14 protein-coding genes are annotated in these 17602 nt (G+C 71.6%); 6 read left to right on the top strand and 8 right to left on the bottom strand.

What is annotated here, in order from left to right; genetic code table 11:
• Positions 1–23: 23 nt before the first annotated feature.
• Positions 24–770, bottom strand: coding sequence for an SDR family oxidoreductase (locus tag ACIBBA_RS21960; RefSeq protein WP_396699830.1), 747 nt, complete (start codon positions 768–770; stop codon positions 24–26).
• Positions 771–856: 86 nt separating this feature from the next.
• On the opposite strand from ACIBBA_RS21960, the gene ACIBBA_RS21955 reads away from it, so the two are divergent.
• The 5 genes from ACIBBA_RS21955 to ACIBBA_RS21935 all read left to right on the top strand — a co-directional run bounded on the left by ACIBBA_RS21955 (position 857) and on the right by ACIBBA_RS21935 (position 9082).
• The gene (locus tag ACIBBA_RS21955) at positions 857–1489 is read left to right on the top strand and encodes a TetR/AcrR family transcriptional regulator C-terminal ligand-binding domain-containing protein (protein WP_396699829.1); all 633 of its coding nucleotides are present in this window, start codon (positions 857–859) and stop codon (positions 1487–1489) included.
• A 286-nt stretch (positions 1490–1775) separates the two neighbouring features.
• Entirely contained in the window at positions 1776–5654 is a 3879-nt protein-coding gene (locus ACIBBA_RS21950; protein WP_396699910.1) for a ThuA domain-containing protein, read from the top strand.
• A gap of 271 nt (positions 5655–5925) precedes the next feature.
• Positions 5926–7983 (top strand): M6 family metalloprotease domain-containing protein, encoded by a 2058-nt coding sequence (locus tag ACIBBA_RS21945; RefSeq protein WP_396699828.1) that lies wholly within the window; start codon positions 5926–5928, stop codon positions 7981–7983.
• 74 nt (positions 7984–8057) lie between these two features.
• Positions 8058–8489, top strand: a complete 432-nt coding sequence (locus ACIBBA_RS21940) for a hypothetical protein (protein WP_396699827.1) — start codon at positions 8058–8060, stop codon at positions 8487–8489.
• Complete coding sequence (locus ACIBBA_RS21935; RefSeq protein ID WP_396699824.1) at positions 8486–9082, top strand: TlpA family protein disulfide reductase; 597 nt, start codon at positions 8486–8488, stop codon at positions 9080–9082. Before ACIBBA_RS21940 ends, ACIBBA_RS21935 begins: the two co-directional genes overlap by 4 nt.
• 25 nt (positions 9083–9107) lie before the next feature.
• Here the strand turns inward: ACIBBA_RS21935 and ACIBBA_RS21930 are convergent, their stop codons facing one another.
• Genes ACIBBA_RS21930 through ACIBBA_RS21920 form a run of 3 tightly spaced genes read right to left on the bottom strand, consistent with a single transcriptional unit; the run spans position 9108 to position 10816 of the window.
• Entirely contained in the window at positions 9108–9314 is a 207-nt protein-coding gene (locus ACIBBA_RS21930; protein WP_120729441.1) for a helix-turn-helix transcriptional regulator, read from the bottom strand.
• Entirely contained in the window at positions 9314–9793 is a 480-nt protein-coding gene (locus ACIBBA_RS21925) for a DUF2975 domain-containing protein (RefSeq protein WP_396699822.1), read from the bottom strand. Before ACIBBA_RS21925 ends, ACIBBA_RS21930 begins: the two co-directional genes overlap by 1 nt.
• Positions 9794–9853: 60 nt before the next feature.
• On the bottom strand, positions 9854–10816 hold the full coding sequence (locus ACIBBA_RS21920; RefSeq protein WP_396699820.1) for an AraC family transcriptional regulator: 963 nt from the start codon (positions 10814–10816) through the stop codon (positions 9854–9856).
• Positions 10817–11036: 220 nt separating this feature from the next.
• On the opposite strand from ACIBBA_RS21920, the gene ACIBBA_RS21915 reads away from it, so the two are divergent.
• Positions 11037–12653, top strand: a complete 1617-nt coding sequence (locus ACIBBA_RS21915; RefSeq protein ID WP_396699818.1) for a flavin-containing monooxygenase — start codon at positions 11037–11039, stop codon at positions 12651–12653.
• Between the two features lie 64 nt (positions 12654–12717).
• Here ACIBBA_RS21915 and ACIBBA_RS21910 read toward each other — a convergent pair whose 3' ends face one another.
• The 4 genes from ACIBBA_RS21910 to ACIBBA_RS21895 all read right to left on the bottom strand — a co-directional run bounded on the left by ACIBBA_RS21910 (position 12718) and on the right by ACIBBA_RS21895 (position 17493).
• The gene (locus ACIBBA_RS21910) at positions 12718–14061 is read right to left on the bottom strand and encodes a glycoside hydrolase family 18 protein (protein WP_396699816.1); all 1344 of its coding nucleotides are present in this window, start codon (positions 14059–14061) and stop codon (positions 12718–12720) included.
• A 107-nt stretch (positions 14062–14168) separates the two neighbouring features.
• Positions 14169–14528 carry a hypothetical protein gene (locus ACIBBA_RS21905; protein ID WP_396699814.1) on the bottom strand — a complete coding sequence of 120 codons (360 nt, stop codon included), beginning with the start codon at positions 14526–14528 and terminating at the stop codon, positions 14169–14171.
• Between the two features lie 60 nt (positions 14529–14588).
• The gene (locus ACIBBA_RS21900) at positions 14589–16049 is read right to left on the bottom strand and encodes an SDR family NAD(P)-dependent oxidoreductase (protein ID WP_396699812.1); all 1461 of its coding nucleotides are present in this window, start codon (positions 16047–16049) and stop codon (positions 14589–14591) included.
• 190 nt (positions 16050–16239) lie between these two features.
• On the bottom strand, positions 16240–17493 hold the full coding sequence (locus ACIBBA_RS21895) for an MFS transporter (protein WP_396699810.1): 1254 nt from the start codon (positions 17491–17493) through the stop codon (positions 16240–16242).
• Positions 17494–17602: the final 109 nt, after the last annotated feature.

Below are 17602 nucleotides of genomic sequence, written 5' to 3'. Positions count from 1 at the left end.
CCTTGCCGCGGGGGAGGGGCGGGTCAGATCGCCCCACCGTTGGCGAACAGCACCTGGCCGTTGACCCAGCGGCCAGGGCCGGCGAGGAAGGCCACCACCTCGGCGATCTCCTCGGGGGTGCCGATGCGCTCCATCGGGGGCTCGGCCGCGATTCGGGCCAGGGTCTCCTCGTCCTTGCCGTCGAGGAAGAGAGCGGTCCCGGTCGGGCCGGGGGCCACCGCGTTCACCGTCACGTCCCGGCCGCGCAGCTCGCGGGCGAGGATCAGGGTGATCGCGGAGACCGCGCCCTTGCTCGCCGCGTACGCCGCGTAGCCGGGGCGGGCGAAGCGCATGAGCGAGCTGGAGAAGTTGATGATCGCCCCGCCCCGGCGCACCCGACGGGCGGCCTGCTGGTCGACGGCGAAGGTGCCCCGCACGTTCACCCGCAGGAGCCGGTCGAGCTGGTCGAGGTCGAGATCGGCGATGGGGCTCAACGCCATCGCCCCGGCCGCGTTGACCACCACGTCGATCCCGCCGAACTCCCGCTCGGCGGCATCGAAGAGGGCGGCCACGGCGACCTCGTCGGCGACGTCGGCCCGTACCGCGACGGCCTGGCCGCCCGCCGCGCGGACCTCGGCGACCGCCGCGTCCGCCTCGGCCTGGTTGCCCACGTAGTTCACGACGACGGCGTATCCGTCGGCCGCCAGCCGCTGGACCACCTGCCGACCGATGCCCCGGGATCCGCCGGTGACGATCGCAACCCGAGTTCCGCTGGCCGAGGTGCTGCTCATGGGGTGTCTCCTTCGGCTCTACTCATGTGTACGCTGTGTCCATATAACCACGATGAAGACACCCTGTCCATATAACTGGAGGGACCGTGCCCCAGCTCACTCCCGGCGCCGACCCGCCGCCTCGCCGTGGGCGAGGCCGGCGCCCAGCCGACCAGGTCCGGGCCGAGATCCTCGCCGCCGCCGGCAATCTCCTGCTGGCCGAGGGCATGGCCGGCTTCACCATCGAGAAGGTCGCGGCCCTGGCGGGCGCCAGCCGCATGACGATCTACAAGTGGTGGCCCTCCAAGGGCGCGCTCGCCCTGGACGGCTACTTCTCCGTCGTCGCCCACACGCTGGCCTTCCCCGACACCGGCGATGTCGTCGCCGACCTGACCAACCAGCTCGTCGCCTTCGTCCACCTTATGACCGACACTCCGGCCGGGCGGGTCATCAGCCAGCTCGTCGCCCAGGCGCAGACCGATCCCGAACTGGCCGCCGCCTACCGTGAGCGCTACTCCGCGCCGCGTCGCGCCCTCGGCGTCGAGGCCCTCACCAGGGCGATGGCCCGAGGCCAGTTGCGCGACGACCTCGACCCCGAGGTCGTCGTCGACCAACTCTGGGGGGCCTGCTACCACCGGCTGCTCATCCCCGACCAGCCCCTCACCGAGGACTTCGCCCGCGCCCTGGTCGACAACCTCGTGCGCGGCCTGCGTGGCGAGATCGGGCCCGGAAAACCGTAATCTGATCTCCGCTCGGCCGTCGGCCCTGAGCTGCGGAGATAACGCTCTCACGGATGGTGGGAGAGTGCTTGACGGGCTCGTGATCCAGCCGTAACGATGTATTTACATGTCTTCGCGCTCGTGGTGGCGACGGTGCCGCAGGGCGAGGCGTGGGCATGTGCCCGGCACCACCTCCCGCACACCACCAGGCGTGATCGGCGCACGCCGTCCCCGCACCGCGAAAGGACCCACCGTGCGCAGATCCCTGAGATCGTGGCTCGGCGCCGTGCTGAGCGCGATCCTCGTGATGGGCGGCATAGTCGCCACGCCACCCGCGGCGAACGCCGCACCGTTCACCGTGCTGGTGTTCAGCAAGACCGCCGGCTTCCGGCACGGATCCATCGCCCCGGGCATCGCCGTCATCCAGCAACTCGGCGCCGCCAACGGGTTCACCGTCGAGACCACCGAGGACTCGGCCCAGTTCACCGACGCCAACCTGGACCGGTTCGCCGCGGTGATCTGGCTCTCCACCACCGGCGACGTCCTCAACGCCACCCAGCAGGCCGCGTTCGAGCGCTACATCCAGGGCGGCGGCGGATACGTGGGCGTGCACGCCGCCGCCGACACCGAGTACGACTGGCCCTGGTACGGCGGGCTGGTCGGGGCGTACTTCGCCTCGCACCCGGCCGACCAGACCGCCACCATCAAGGTGGCCGACCAGGTGCACCCCTCCACCGAGACGCTGCCGCAGCGCTGGACCCGGCTGGACGAGTGGTACAACTACCGCACCAACCCCCGGGGCAACGCGCACGTGCTGGCCACCCTGGACGAGAGCACCTACACCGGCGGAAGCATGGGCGCCGACCACCCGATCTCATGGTGCCAGAACTACTCCGGCGGCCGGTCCTGGTACACCGGCCTCGGGCACACCGACGCGTCGTACTCCGAGGCGAACTTCCGTCAGCACCTGCTCGGCGGCATCAGAAGCGCGGCCGGCGCGGTCGACGCGGACTGCGGCCCCACCGTCAACAGCAACTTCCAGCAGGTGGAGCTGGCCAAGGGCGCGGCCGAGACCGGCGAGCCGATGAGCCTCACCGTGCTACCGGATCGGGGCGTGCTGCACACCTCGCGCAACGGCGTGATCCGGCACACCGACGCGGCCGGCAACACCAAGGTCGCCGCCACCCTGCCGGTCTACACCGGCGACGAGGAGGGTCTGCAGGGCATCAAGGCCGACCCGAACTTCGCCACCAACCGTTGGGTGTACGCGTACTACGCGCCACCGCTGAGCACCCCTGGTGGCGGCGCGCCGGCCACCGGCACGCCGGCCGACTTCGCCGTCTGGGACGGCGTCAACCGGCTGTCCCGGTTCACCGTGAACGCCGACAACACCCTCAACCTGGCCAGCGAGACGCTGATCCTGAACGTACCGACCAGTCGGGGCATGTGCTGCCACGTCGGCGGCGACATGGACTTCGACGCGGCGGGCAACCTCTACCTGTCCACCGGCGACGACACCAACCCCTTCGACTCGGCCGGGTTCACCCCGATCGACGAGCGGGCCGGCCGTAACCCGGCCTTCGACGCCCAGCGCACCTCGGCGAACAGCAACGACCTGCGCGGAAAGGTGCTCCGGATCAAGCCGAGCGCGGCCGGCGGCTACACCGTTCCGGCCGGCAACATGTTCGCCCCGGGCACCGCGCGGACCCGCCCGGAGATCTACGCGATGGGCTTCCGCAACCCGTTCCGGATGAGCGTCGACAAGGCCACCGGCATCGTCTACCTCGGTGACTACGGTCCCGACGCGGGCACCGCCGACCCGAACCGGGGACCGGCGGGCAACGTGGAGTTCGCCCGCATCGACCGGCCCGGCTTCTACGGCTGGCCGTACTGCACCGCCCGCAACGACGCCTACAACGACTACACCTTCCCGTCCGGCCCGTCCGGGCCGAAGTTCGACTGCGCCAACGGGCCGGTGAACAACTCGCCCAACAACACCGGCATCACCCAGCTGCCGCCGGCCATCCCGGCGTGGCTGCCGTACGGCGGTTCCGGCTCCCCGCCGGAGTTCACCGGCGGCGGCCTGTCCCCGATGGGCGGCCCGGTCTACCGGTACGACCCGAACAACACCTCGGACGTGGCGTTCCCGGAGTACTACGACGGGACCTACTTCGCCGGTGAGTTCGGTCGCCGCTGGATCAAGAACATCAAGCTCGACCCGGCCGGCCAGCCGTTGAAGATCAACCCGTTCCCGTGGACCGGCACGCAGGTCATGGACATGGAGTTCGGCCCGGACGGCGCGCTCTACGTGCTCGACTACGGCACCGGCTGGTTCAACGGCGACGCCAACTCGGCGCTGTACCGGATCGAGTACGCCCGCGAGGGCCGGGCGCCACGCGCGGTGGTCTCGGCCACCCCGACCAGCGGCGTCGCGCCGCTGACCGTGGCGTTCTCCTCGGCCGGCACCCTCGACCCGGACGGTGACCCGTTCACCTACGCCTGGGACTTCGACAACAACGGCACCACCGACTCGACCGCGGCGAACCCGAGCTTCACCTACACCACCAACGGGACCCGCAGCCCGACCCTGACGGTGCGGGACAGCACCGGCAAGACCGCCACCGCCAGCGTGGTCGTCACGGTCGGCAACAGCGCCCCGGTCGTCACCGTGAACACCCCGTTGAACGGGCAGACCTTCAACTTCGGCGACGCGGTGCCGTTCACCGTGACCGTCACCGACGCCCAGGACGGTGCCGTCAACTGTGCCCGGGTGAAGGTGAACTACGTCCTCGGTCACGACTCGCACGGCCACCAGCTCGGCAGCGTGCAGGGCTGCTCCGGGGTCATCCAGACCTCGGCCGACGGCGAGCACGACACCGCGGCGAACATCTTCGGCATCATCGACGCCGAGTACACCGACCTCGGCGGAGGTGGCCAGCCGGCACTGACCACGCACACCCAGGCCGTGCTCCAGCCCCGGGTGCGCCAGGCGGAGCACTTCGGCGACTCCTCCGGCGTCCAGATCGTCGCCGGGGCAGCCGGGCACGGCGGCGCCGCGGTCGGCTACATCGACAACAACGACTGGATCTCGTTCCGTCCGTACAACCTGACCGGCGTCCAGTCGTTCAGTGCCCGGGTCGGCGCTCCGGCCGGCGGCGGCGGCACACTGGAGCTGCGGGTCGATTCGCCCACCGGGCCGCTGGTCGGTTCGGCCACCGTCGTACCCACCGGCGGGTACGCCAACTTCGCCACGGTCACCGGCGGGATCACCGCCCCGACCGGCACCCGGACCCTCTTCCTGGTCTTCAAGGGCACCGGCCCGTGGTTCGACATCGACGAGTTCACCCTCTCCACCACCCCCGGCGGCCCGGGTCCGGACCCGGACCCGCCGACCGGGAACCTGGCCAAGGGCAAGCCCGCCCGGGCGTCCAGTTTCGAGGGCGCGTTCACCGCGGCGAACGCCTTCGACGGCGCGCTCGGCACCCGCTGGGGCAGCGCGTTCAGCGATCCGCAGTGGATCGACGTGGACCTGGGCGCCACGTACGACATCAACCGGGTCAAGCTGACCTGGGAGGCGGCGTACGGCAGCGGCTACCAGATCCAGACCTCGCCGGACGGGGTCAACTTCACTCCGATCCGGACGGTGACCGGCGGCGACGGCGGCGTGGACGACCTGACCGGGCTCACCGGCACCGGTAGGTATGTCCGGCTCACCGGCACCACCCGCGGCACCGCCTGGGGCTACTCGCTCTTCGAGTTCGAGGTCTACGGCGGCACCGGTGGCCCGACCGGCCCGGGTACGAACCTGTTGCTGAACAAGCCGACGTTGACCTCCAGCAACGAGGGAGCCGACGTCGCCGGCGCCCAGGCGGTCGACGGCAGCCTCACCACTCGCTGGTCGAGCGCGTTCTCCGACCCGCAGTGGATCCGGGTCGACCTCGGCAGCCCGACCGCGATCGGCCGGGTCAAGCTGAGCTGGGAGGCGGCGTACAGCAGCGCGTACATCATCCAGACGTCGAACGACGGCACCACCTGGAGCAACGTGAAGACGGTGACCGGGGCCGACGGCGGCGTGGACGAGCACGCCGCCCTCGGCGCCAACGGTCGCTACCTACGGATCTACGGCACGGCCCGGGGCACCCCGTGGGGCCACTCGCTCTGGGAGTTGGAGGCGTACGGCAGCTGAACCACCACCGAGAACGTGGCCGGCGCGGGCCCACCCGTGCCGGCCACGGCCGTCCTCGGCCGGAACACCGGCAACGCCCCGACCGGACCTCGGCGCGGGCGAGTGTCCTGCACGTGTCGGAAGTGCTGCCGGTCTATCTGCCGACATCTGCACAGTGACCGCGTGACGGGCCGGCTCCTAGATTCATGATCGGGCGTGATCATGCGGACGGTGAGCGCTGCCGGCCCCGATCGGCGCGCCCTCACCAGCCCTCGACCTGAGAGGTGACCCGATGCACCTTCTGCCCACCAGGCGCGCGGCGTGGCGTTCGGTGCTGGCCGCCGCGGTCGCGACCGTCCTGGTCGCGACCGGCGCCACGCAGCCGGCCACCGCCGCACCGGGCGGCCCACCGGACGGGCCCGCCCCGTTCCAGGTGCTCGACCCGCAGAACTGGCAGAACCCGGACACGATGACCTGGGACGACTACGTCCCCGTCCCCAACAGGAACTGGGCCGACCCCACCGTGCGCGGGTCGGTCCGCAACTTCAAGATCGCGCTGGTCACCCTGGACTACCCGGACCAGCCGTTCGTCATCACCCAGCCGGCCGGCTCCACGGTGTTCGGCAACCCCCAGGCGACCGCCGCCAACGTGCCGCGGAACCAGGTCGCGCCGTTCTACACGGACTTCCTCAACAAGCCCGGCGAGCTGAACCGGGGACACACCCTGCACGAGTACTGGATGCAGGACTCCAACGGCCGCTACGGCGTGGACCTCAACGGCTTCGGCCCGTACGAGATGCCCGCGAAGTCCTACCAGTACGGCATCGACAACGGCTTCAACCCCGGCGCCTGCCCGTCGGGGGAGACGTGCGCGAAGAACATCCGGACCGACGGGCTGGGCGCCTGGCGCGCGGCGGTCGGCGAGGAGGTGGCGAACAGCTTCGAGCTGGTCTTCATCCTCTCCGCCGGTCAGGACGAGTCCTCCACCTGGCAGGAGTTCGGCCAGATGATGTTCCAGACCAAGGAGGACGTGCCGGACGCGTGGGGCCCGCCGGACCCGGCGCTGCCCAACTACGCGAAGACCCGCTACGTCGACTGGACCTCCTGGAAGGCGGCGGCCACCATCTGGCCGAACGCGGGCGGTGGCTCGTCGACCCAGGCGGAGAGCTCCGGCATGGGCGTGTACGCCCACGAGCTGAGCCACCTGCTGAGCATCGGGGACAACTACAACAACCCGTACGGCACCCCGCTGCGACGCGCGTACACCGGCATCTGGAGCATGATGTCGCGCGGCTCCTTCAACGGGCCCGGCGGCCCGCACACCCGCTGGCAGATCCCCCCGGTCAACGGCGGCTCGATGGGCTCGCTGCACACCCTGCGGGACAAGATGAAGATCGGTCTGGTCGGTGAGGAGCACGTGCTCCGCCTGTCGCGGGAGGCGCTGGCCTCCTCCGGCCTCGTCGTCGCCGACGTCACCGCCCGCGCGGTCGACGCCGGCCAGGGCGGGCTGACCGGCCTCAACATCGCCATGGACCAGGACCGCTCCCCGTCCTGCACCGTCACCACCGACCCGCTCTGCGACGGCGGCCGGTTCAACAACTACACCCTCGAGGTCGTCGACCGGATGGGCGCCGACTCGTTCACCCCGGACAACGGCGTGCTGATCAGCAAGACCAAGAACACCGACAGCGCCCCGTTCCAGTGGGTCGTCGACGCCAACCCGCAGGACATCGACATGGTGGACTTCTACCAGCCGAACGGCACCCCGCAGAAGATCACCATGGGCGACTACCGGCAGCTCTCCGACGCGCTGTTCCACGCCGGCGCCAACTCCGGCAGCGAGTACGAGTACGTGGACGAGGCCAACCGGCTGCACTTCTACGTGCTCAACCTCCGGCGGGACGGCAACGGGGTGCTGTCGTACACGGTGGCGGTCCGTTCGCTGGACGGCGCGGGCCCGAGCGCGCACGGCGTGAAGCTCTCCAAGGGCAAGCTGGTCACCCGGGGCAAGCCGAGCGGCAAGGGCGCGACCTGCGCCTTCGACCTGACCAACACGGGCAGGTACGTCGCGGGCGAGCAGCAGCACCCGGAGGACGCCGCCGCGTACCTGCAGTCCGACGTGTACCGGCTCTCGGCGAGCGTCGCCGGCAGGGGCTGGCGGGTGGAGCTGCCGAACGCGCTGGCCACGGCCGAGTTCGGTGAGAAGGCCCCGGTCAGCGTCTCGGTGGGCGCCGACGCCCGGGCGAGCGCGACCACCCTGGTGACGCTCACCGCCACCTCGGTGAGCGACCCCAGCAAGACCGTGACCAGCCAGTGCCGGGTCGAACGACCGCGCGCGCTGCTCGGCTGATCCGCGGCGCGGCCCGGGTGGTGGCTGTTCGGACGGCCACCACTCGGGACGCACCCCGACGACCTGGAGGACAGATGCGGCGCCTGCTCGCAGCGCTGTGGCTATCGTCGTTGCTCACCGGCGCGCTGGCGGCCTGTGGAGACGCCGAGGAGGCCCGCTCGGCGATGACCGTGCGGGTGCTCGTGCGGGACATCAACATCCGGCCGGAGGGCGTGGAGTGCGCCGGCACCGGCCCGTACACCCACTTTCACAATCGGGCGCCGTTCCAGGTGATCGACGCCGGCGGGCGGACGCTCGCCGAGGGCGCGCTGCCGCCGGGCACCTCGGTGGCGACGTTCGAGGAGGACCTGGAGGTGGCGCGCGTGCCGACGTACTGCGAGTTCGCCGTGCCGGTCAATGTGGCCGCGCGGGACGCCTACCGGCTGGTCGTCGACGGGCAGCCACCGATCGCCCTCACCGCCAACGACAGCGAAGGGCCGGCGCTCGTCGCGGTGGTGCCGTCATGACCCGCCGCGCCCGGTGCCTGGCCGCCGCCGCGCTGGCGCTGGTCACGGCCCTCTCCGCGACCGCCTGCTCGGCCGACGACGACCCGTCGGGGCGGCCGCAGCCGGTCGCCGGTGGGGCCGCCGTGCTGCCCGGTCCGGTACCGGCGGGACTGGCGCTGCGTCCGGCCCCGCCCGGGGCGCCCGGCGCGCCCGCCGTCAGCGGCGCGCTCACCGACGGCAGCACCGTCGCCTTCGCCGACCTGTGGGCCACCCGCCCGGTCGTGCTGGTCTTCTTCAGCTCCTGGTGCAGCGTGTGCGCGCAGCGACAGGACGCGCTGAGCGAGCTGGCCCGCACCCACCGGGACAGGGTGGTGTTCGTGGGAGTGGCCACCGAGGACAAGGCGCCGGACGTGCAGCGGTACCTGCGGGAGCACCGGGTGGAGTACCCGGTCGTCCTCGACGACGACGGCGCGATCTGGCGGGCGTACGCGGTCCGCGAGCCCCCGGCCGTGGTGGTGATCGCCAAGGACGGCGCACTGCTGCGGGGCTGGCCGGGCGGGGTGGACGCGGCGACCCTCGACGGCAAGCTGCGCGAGCTGGTTCTGGCCTCGTAGCCGGGACGCCGGGGCGCCCGCCGGATCACTCGTCGACCCACTCGAGCAGGTCGCCGGGCTGACAGTCGAGCACCCGGCACATGGCTTCCAGGGTGCTGAAGCGGACGGCCTTGGCGCGACCGTTCTTCAGCACCGCGATGTTCGCCGGCGTGAGCCCGACCCGCTCGGCGAACTCGCCCACGCTCATCTTGCGTTTGGCCAACTCGACGTCGATGCGCACCACGATCGGCATCAGATCACCGCTTCCATGTCGGTCCGCAGGGTGGTGGCCTGCCGCAGCAGTGCCCGCATCACCACCATGAGGAGCCCCAGCACGGCGACCCCGACCAACGTCAGGAACAGCAGGAGTGGCAGCCCCGGGTCGTCGGCGTTGAAGCCGATGTAGAGGAACACGCCCAGGAGCACCACCCACGCGGCCGCGATGGCCCACACGATCGCGTCCACCCAGGCCAGGGCGTCCTGGGTGAAGATGCGGTCGTTCTTGACCAGGGTGAGCAGCTTCCAGGTGGCGACGATCACCACCTGGACGCAGAGCACCCAGAAGACCGACACGGCCGTCGCCGGCCACCTCAGGTAGGCGTGCTCCGGATCCTGCTCGGCCATGTACGCGAACTGCCCGGGCAGCGAGAGGGTCTGGAACACGACCAGGATCCCGAAGAGCAGCACCAGGAACACTCTGAGTGGGGCTACCGCCCGATTTTCTGTGACCATGTATCGAGTTTCGCTCGCCACCTATCGATTGTCAATAGATTTGGCTCCGCCCGGAGGACGTCAGCGACGCAGGGTGGCCGACGGCGGTTCGCCGAAGCGGGCCCGGTACTCGCCGGCGAAGCGCCCCAGGTGGGCGAAGCCGTGCGCGAGGGCCACGGCCGTGACGGAGGCGCCGGCCCCGGCCGTGCGCAGCGTCCGGTGCACCGCGTCGAGCCGGCACGCGCGCAGGTACGCCGTCGGCGTCGTCGCCAACTCCCGGCGGAAGCAGTCCTGCAGCGTCCGGACGCTGACCTGCAGGGTCTCCGCCACGTCCCCGACCGTCAGGGTCTCGGCGTGGTGGTCCTGGATCAGGGCGCAGGCCCGCCGCACCAGCCGCCCCGGTGCCGGGTGCCGGGCCGGCGCGGCGAGCAGACCGCTCCAGGTGTGCTGGTGGGTCAGCAGCAGCTTGCCGATCAGGGCCCGGGCGAGCCGGCCGGCGACCAGGGGATGGTCCAGCAGCGACCCGCCCCCGGGCTGCGCCAGCTCGGTGGCGAGGAAGTCCACCCCGCGCGTCCACGCCAGGGCTGCGGGAGTGCCCATGGCCATCCCGGGGTCGAAGCGGACCGGACCGTCCGCGGGACGGCCCAGCAGCCGGGCCAGTTCCCGGTCCAGGGCGCGCTGGTCGGCGTAGAAGATCCGGTGCGGCGACCCCTCGGCCCAGTGCATGTCCGAGGCGTCGAAGGGGGAGAGGACGGAGGCCGTCTCGGGGGTGGAGGTCACGGTCCGCCCGGCGTGCCGGATGACCGCGCCGCCCCCGAGGGGGATCTGCACAAGATAGAAGGACCCCAGCGGGCCCGGCTGGATGCGTACCGCCCGCCCGTAGTCGAGGTCGACCACGCCCACGCCGGCCACCCGGTGCGAGGTCATCCGCAGGCGGACCTCGCGTACGCCCGACTGCGGCGTGAGCCGGTGGGGGCAGAAGACGCGGCCCACCTCGCTGCGAGCGTGCTCGATGTCGTTCGTCCGGACCGTCACGGCGTCCACCGGCACCTCCCGACCCCGCTGGGCTGCCCCGACCGTAGGGGAGCGGTACGGCGTGCCCGCTCGCCGAGCCGCTGATCCGACAGTTGCCGCTTCCCGCGTACCCCGGACAGCCCCCGCGCCCGGCGGATAGCGACGCCGCCGCGGTGCTGGATAGCGTGCGGACATCGGCGGCCATCCGCCGCCGCGGTCGCGTCAGCCGCCATCCTCTCTGGAGGTCGTCATGAAGATCGCCGTCGTCGGGGCCGGATTCGGCGGACTGAGCGCAGCGAAGGTGCTGCGGCAGAGCGGGTTCGACGTCACCGTGTTCGAGAAGACCCCCGACGTCGGGGGCGTGTGGAGTCGCACCCGGCGCTACCCCGGTCTGCAGACCCAGAACGACAAGGGCACTTACCACCTCTCCGACCTGCCGATGCCCGCGCACTACCCACAGTGGCTGACCGGTGAGCAGGTCCAGCGCTACCTGGAGAGCTACGCGGACCTGTTCGGGCTCGGCCCCGTGCTGCGCCTGTCCACCGAGGTCGTCTCCGCCGAACTCGTCGACGGGGAGACGGGGTGGCGGATCGGCTTCCGGCCGGCGGGCAGCGACGAACCGGTGACCTGGGAGCGGTACGACCACCTCACCGTCGCGAACGGCATCTTCTCCGACCCGTACATCCCGCCGTTTCCCGGCCGGGAGGACTTCGTCGCCGCCGGGGGACGCGTCCTGGCCGCCGGCGGGTTCCACGACCTGGAGACGGCCCGGGGCAGGCACGTTGTCGTGGTCGGGCACGGCAAGTCGTCGTGCGACGTGGCGGTGCCCCTCAGCGACGTCGCGGCGCAGACCCACCTCGTCGCCCGCGAGCTGCTCTGGAAGATGCCGAGGAAGCTCGGCCCGGTGAACTACAAGTACCTCCTGCTCACCCGGATGGGCGAGGGACTGTTCCGCTACATCACGCTGAAGGGCTTCGAGCGGTTCCTGCACGGCCCCGGCGACGGCGTACGCCAGGCGATGCTGCGCCGCGTCGGCGACGCCGCCACCCGGCAGCTCAAGCTGCGGGAGCTGGATCTGGTGCCGCACGGCACGTTCGCGGACATCGCCCGCAGCACCGTCAGCCTCGCCACCGAGGGCTTTCCCGAGCGCGTCGCGGACGGCCGGATCACCGTCCACCGCGACCGCGTGATCAGCGAACTCCTGGTCGACGGCGGACGACCGGCCGCCCGTCTCGCCGACGGCACGGTGCTCCCCGCCGACCTGGTGATCTGTGGCACCGGCTTCCGGCAGCACGTGCCCTTCTTCGACGCCGCGCTGCACGCCCGGCTGGAGGACGGCGCGGGCAACTTCATGCTGCACCGGCAGATCCTGCCGATCGACGTCCCGTGCCTGACCTTCGCCGGCTACAACTCGTCGTTCTTCAGCCCGCTCAGCGCGGAGATGGCGGCGGTGTGGATCGCCGCGTACCTGCGGGGCGGGGTCACGCTGCCGGGCGCCGAGGAGATGCGGGCGCAGGTGCGGGACCGCCTGGCCTGGATGCAGGAGCGCACCGGCGGACACCACGCCCGCGGCACGAACATCATCCCGTTCTCGATGCACAACATCGACGAGGTGCTCGACGAACTCGGTCTCAACGTCGGCCCCCTGACCCGCGCCCGGCAGTGGCTGCTGCCGGTCGATCCGGGCGCCTACCGGCGGGTGACGCCGCGCATGATCCGGCGCACCGCCGCGACGGCGGCCAGGTCGCGCGCGGGACGGATGGCGACCGAGGCGGCGGTACCGACGACCGACGGCCCGGCCCGAGCCGTAGCCACCAGCGACGCCGCGCCGCTCCCGGCCGAACCGGGGCCGGGCGTGGGGCACTGAAACGGCCACCGGCCTGCCACCGACCGAGGACTGGTCGGTGGCAGGCCGGCGTCGTGAGGTACGGCTAGCGCGTCGTGAGCCCGAGGCTCATCGTCCTGGTCAGGGTGGCGTTGTCGTCGTCGCCGTCCAACGACCAGGCCATCGCGCCGGCCAGGCCGGCCCGCCGGATGTAGAGCATCTTCTGCAGCACGACCGCCGGATCGTCGTACGTCCAGAGGGTCGTGCCGTCGAACAACCAGGCGTGCCCGGAGCGCAGGTCGCGGTGGACGCTGTAGCCGTTGCCGGGCAGGGTCTTGAGCTGCTTGTAGTCCTCGTAGCCGGCTGCGAAGGTGGCCGGCGCGGGCCCGGCGGCGGGCTGGAACAGGCCGTCACCGCCGCCGGTGACCCCGGTCCAACCCTGGCCGTAGTACGGGATCCCGAGGACCAGCTTGCCGCGCGGCGCCCCGCGGGCGATCCAGCCGTCGATCGCCACCTCGACCGAGAAGTCCGGGTCGTCCGGCGCGCCCGCCGGCACGCGCAGCGCCGACTGCTGGTTGGTCACCGCGTCCCACGAGCCGTGGAAGTCGTACCCCTGGACCGTCGCGAAGTCCAGGTACTTGAAGATCTTGCGGCCCTCGAATCCGGCGTCCATGGCCGCCGGGTTGGCCGGCAGGAACGCGGTCAGCGGGTGGTGCGTGCGGGTCGTCCGGCCGTAGGCGTCGAGTTGCCGGCGGAACTCGGCGAGCAGCTTGGTGAAGTTCTGCCGGTCCTCCGGGCGGATCACGTTGCCCGGCTCGCCCGGCCAGTTCGGCCACTCCCAGTCCAGGTCGATGCCGTCGAAGACGCCGGCGCCGGAACCGGGTCCGCCGCTGCCGCCGTCCAGGTTCGGCAGGTTTCCCTTGAGGTAGAGGTCGATGCACGAGGCGACGAACGCCTTGCGGGAGGCGTCGGTGCGGGCCGCGTTCGAGAAGTACGTGGACCAGCTCCAGCCGCCCAGCGAGATCAGCACCTTCAGGTCGGGGTGCTTCGCCTTGAGCTTGGCCAGTTGGCCGAAGTTGCCGTTGAGCGGTTCGCCCCACGCGTCGGCAACGCCGTCGACGCTCTCCTCCGCCGGGACGGGACGCTGATAGTCGGCCCAGGCGTCGCCCTCGCCGGGCCCGCCGTCGACAAAGCAGCGCCCGTCCTCGCTCACGTTGCCGAAGGCGTAGTTGATGTGAGTGAGGCGGCTCGCCGCCCCCGAGGTGTCGAGCTTCTTGACGGGGAAGGCGCGGCCGTAGATGCCCCACTGGGTGAAGTAGCCGACCCGGTGGTAGCCGTCGCGGCGGTGTGAGCTGGCACCGGCGCTGGCGGCGGCGGGCGGGGCGGCGGTGACCAGCAGGGTCGCCAGGGCGACGAGGGCGGTGAGGCGGCGGGGACGGAATGGTCGCATCGGCACTCTCCACGGTGAATGGAGCGGAATTAGTTAAGAGACCTTTCTGATTGATGAAGTTAAGCCGATCACATTCCGCGGTCAAGAGCTGGGCGGGCGCGCGGGCCTCACTGGCCGAACGTGCACCGCAGGTTCGCGTTGATCAACTGGTTGACCCGCTTGCGCAGGTGCCCGAGCAGCGCCGGGTCCGGCAGTGGCGCTGCCAGCAGGAGGGTCCAGCGCAGATCGGTCCCACCGCCGCCGTCGGTCGCCAGGTCGAAGCGCACAAGGGCGTCCGGCCGCCTGATCCAGATCGAGGACCACACGACGAGGGCGGGCTCGTGGGCGTCGAGCGTCCGCGGCCGTTCTTCGTCGTCCAGGAGCAGCAGCCACGGACGGGCCGGGTCGCGGTCCGGCTCGGTGAGCGCCGCGAAGACCACGTGCGGCGGCGCCGGTTGGGTCCTGCGGCGGCTACCAGCTTCGAGCACGCCGATGTCCAAGCGACCCGGCAGCTCCTGCCGTCCCGGTCGCAATGAGTTGCGTGCCGATCACCAGGCGCAGGGCGCGTAGTCCTTCAGGAAGCAGCCGTACAGGTCTTCGCCCTGCTCCCCGCGGACGATCGGGTCGTACACCCGGGCCGCGCCGTCGACCAGGTCCAGCGGGGCGTGGAAGCCCGCGTCCGCCAGCCGCATCTTCGTCGGGTGCGGCCGCTCGTCGGTGATCCAGCCGGTGTCGACGCTGGTCATCAGGATGCCGTCGGCGAGCATCTCCTCGGCGCTGGTGCGGGTCAGCATGTTCAACGCGGCCTTGGCCATGTTGGTGTGCGGGTGCCCCGCCCCCTTGTAGCCGCGCGCGAACTGCCCCTCCATCGCCGACACGTTCACCACGTACTTGCGGCGTGCGCTCGCCGCTGCCATCGCCGGGCGCAGCCGACTGACCAGCACGAACGGCGCGGTCACGTTGCACAGTTGCACTTCGAGCAACTCGACCGGGTCGACCTCGTGCACCCGCTGCACCCAGCTGTTGACCGGGTCGAGGTCCGGCACCAGACCGCCGGCGTCGATCGCGGTGGCCGCCGCGATCCGTTCCGGCGAGGCCGAGCCGCTGGTCAGCGCCAGCGCGGTGAGCGCGTGCGGAGTGATCGCGGTCGACTCCGGCGCGGCGGTCAGGCTGCCCGCCGGGTCGCCCCAGCCACCCGGCTTGGCGAACGTGATCATCTCGGGCAGCGGACCGTCCGGCAGGGCGGCCGCCTCCGCGGCGGCCAGTTGGGCGTACGCCCCGGGCGTGCGGCGCACGGTCTGCGCCGCGTTGTTGATCAGGATGTCGAGTGGTCCCTGGCTGCTGACGGAGTCGGCGAGGGCGATCACCTGGGCGGGGTCGCGCAGGTCGATCCCGACGATCCGCAGGCGGTGCAGCCACTGGTCGCTGTCCGGCATCGCGGCGAATCGGCGCACCGCGTCGTGCGGAAACCGGGTGGTCACGGTGGTGTGCGCGCCGTCGCGCAGCAGCCGTAGGGCGATGTACATGCCGATCTTCGCCCGGCCACCGGTGAGCAGCGCCCGCCGGCCGGTCAGGTCGGTGCGGGCGTCTCGCCGCTCCCGGTTGAGCGCCGCGCAGGACGGGCAGAGTTGGTGGTAGAAGGCGTCCACCTCGCGATAGCGCTGCTTGCAGACGTAGCAACCGCGCGGGTTGTGCAGGAAACCGGCCGTGGCGCCCTCGGTGGGGGAGGCGAGCGGGATGCCCTGGGTCTCGTCGTCGATCCGGCCGGGGGCGCCGGTGGCGGTGGCCGCCGTCACGGCGCGGTCGGCCGCCGCGATGGCGTCCCGCCGCTCCTCGCGTCGCCGCTGCTTGATCATCTTGTAGAGCTTCGCGGTGGCCCGCTGCACCCGCACCACGTCGGGGTGGTCCGGCGGCAGATCCTCCAACGCCTCGAAGACGCTGAGACAGGTTTCGAGCTGGCTGCGGTCAATGCCGTGCTGACCGGTTTCGGTAAGATTTTCCGCCGTCATGCTGTCGCTGTCTCGTCCCGTTCCCTGAGCCGGCGCTAACCGGCCCACCCCAGATCCGACCCGGAACTGTACGCACCGCACGGCCTCCCACGCATCCCGCGGCCGGGCTCGGGGTGGGAGCCGACGCCAAAGTCACACCGGCCCGTGCCGCCGTCGACCTCGGGGCAGCCGGGGGCGCGCTCGGCGAAGGTCATCGAGCGGCGGTCACCGCCGGCGGGACCGGCTCGCCGGCCGGCGACGGCGCGCCGGTGCCGCGCGGCAGCAGCAGCGGGGTGGCCAGGAGCAGTACGCCGGCAAGGCCGATCGCGATGCGGACGTCGGTGGCCGCGGCGAGCACGCCCCAGAGCGCGGTCAGCGCCGCGATCGCCCCGGTACCCGTGACGTTCCAGGCGACCAGCACCCGGCCGACCCGTCCGGCCGGCACCCGCTGGAGTCGCTCGGTCGCGAAGAGCGGGCTGAACACCCCGATGCAGGTGATCAGCATCAGCTCGACCGCGATCACCAGGATCACGCCCGCCGTGCCCGGCAGCACGAAGAACAAGCCGACCGGCCACAGCGCGCGCAGCACGCCCGAGACCACCAGGACCCGGCGGCGCCCGTAGCGGGCTGCCAGGCGCGGGGCGAGTCGGGAGCCGATGAACCCGCCGACGCACGGAAGCCCGAACGCCAGCCCGTACTGCCAGGCCGCCCAGCCCAGATCGCCCAGCAGCAGCACCGCCAGCAGCGGCTCGGTCGCCATGATCAGCGCATTGACGGTCACGGTGTTCAGGAACAGCAGGCGCAGCTCGCGGTCGGCGACGATGAACCGCCACCCCGCAAGCAGATCCGCGCCGCGTGCCCGGGTGGCGCTCCGGTGCGTCGGGCGTGGCTCGCGCTCCCGGATCATGCCGATCGAGAGCGCCGACAGCAGGAACCCGAAAGCGTTGGCGATCAGGGTGACCACCGGCCCCAGCAGACTGATGGCGCCCCCACCCAGGGTCGGCCCCACCGCGGTCGCGGTCCAGGTGGTCGACTCGAAGCGGCCGTTCGCGACGAGCAGCAGGTCGGGGCGCACGATCGACTTCAGGAAGGCGCCGCTCGCGGCGCTGAACGCGATGTTCGCCGCCGCGCTGAGCACCGAGACGATCAGCAGGTGGGGGTAGCTCAGCAGGCCGAGCCCGAACGCGATCGGGATGCTCAGCAGGGCCGCGAACCGAATGACGTCCGTGGTGATCATGACCGGCTTCTTCGGCTGCCGCTCGACCCACGGGCCGAGCGGCAGCGCCAGCCCGGCACCCACCGCCAGCCCCGCCGCGGCCAGCGCGGAGACCGCCGCCGGACCGATGTCCAGCACCTGGATCGCGATCAGCGGGAAGGCCCCGAACCCCAACCAGGTGCCCACGGTGCTGGCGGCGTACGCCGACCACAACCACCCGAACGACCGCCCCAACCGCTCCCGCGCCATGCTGACCCTTCCGCCACCACCGATCGTTGACGGCGAGGATTCGACCAGGCCCGGTGATCCGTGATCCAACAACGGGCCCGCCGGCGAGCCACAACCAGCGGTTGTGCGT

This window comes from Micromonospora sp. NPDC051006 (genome assembly GCF_044456245.1).
In the GTDB taxonomy this organism is placed as follows: Bacteria; Actinomycetota; Actinomycetes; order Mycobacteriales; family Micromonosporaceae; genus Micromonospora.
The sequence above is the reverse complement of the archived record's forward strand: the minus strand, read 5'-3'. Positions and strand labels throughout refer to the sequence as shown.

What these genes read in the sequence shown, in the direction of transcription:
- ACIBBA_RS21950 (WP_396699910.1), top strand. Translation starts at nt 1,776, where the DNA reads ATGGGCGGCATAGTCGCCACGCCACCCGCGGCGAACGCCGCACCGTTC.
- ACIBBA_RS21910 (WP_396699816.1), bottom strand. Translation starts at nt 14,061, where the DNA reads ATGCGACCATTCCGTCCCCGCCGCCTCACCGCCCTCGTCGCCCTGGCG.
- ACIBBA_RS21960 (WP_396699830.1), bottom strand. Translation starts at nt 770, where the DNA reads ATGAGCAGCACCTCGGCCAGCGGAACTCGGGTTGCGATCGTCACCGGC.
- ACIBBA_RS21925 (WP_396699822.1), bottom strand. Translation starts at nt 9,793, where the DNA reads ATGGTCACAGAAAATCGGGCGGTAGCCCCACTCAGAGTGTTCCTGGTG.
- ACIBBA_RS21915 (WP_396699818.1), top strand. Translation starts at nt 11,037, where the DNA reads ATGAAGATCGCCGTCGTCGGGGCCGGATTCGGCGGACTGAGCGCAGCG.
- ACIBBA_RS21930 (WP_120729441.1), bottom strand. Translation starts at nt 9,314, where the DNA reads ATGCCGATCGTGGTGCGCATCGACGTCGAGTTGGCCAAACGCAAGATG.
- ACIBBA_RS21895 (WP_396699810.1), bottom strand. Translation starts at nt 17,493, where the DNA reads ATGGCGCGGGAGCGGTTGGGGCGGTCGTTCGGGTGGTTGTGGTCGGCG.
- ACIBBA_RS21900 (WP_396699812.1), bottom strand. Translation starts at nt 16,049, where the DNA reads ATGACGGCGGAAAATCTTACCGAAACCGGTCAGCACGGCATTGACCGC.
- ACIBBA_RS21945 (WP_396699828.1), top strand. Translation starts at nt 5,926, where the DNA reads ATGCACCTTCTGCCCACCAGGCGCGCGGCGTGGCGTTCGGTGCTGGCC.
- ACIBBA_RS21935 (WP_396699824.1), top strand. Translation starts at nt 8,486, where the DNA reads ATGACCCGCCGCGCCCGGTGCCTGGCCGCCGCCGCGCTGGCGCTGGTC.
- ACIBBA_RS21940 (WP_396699827.1), top strand. Translation starts at nt 8,058, where the DNA reads ATGCGGCGCCTGCTCGCAGCGCTGTGGCTATCGTCGTTGCTCACCGGC.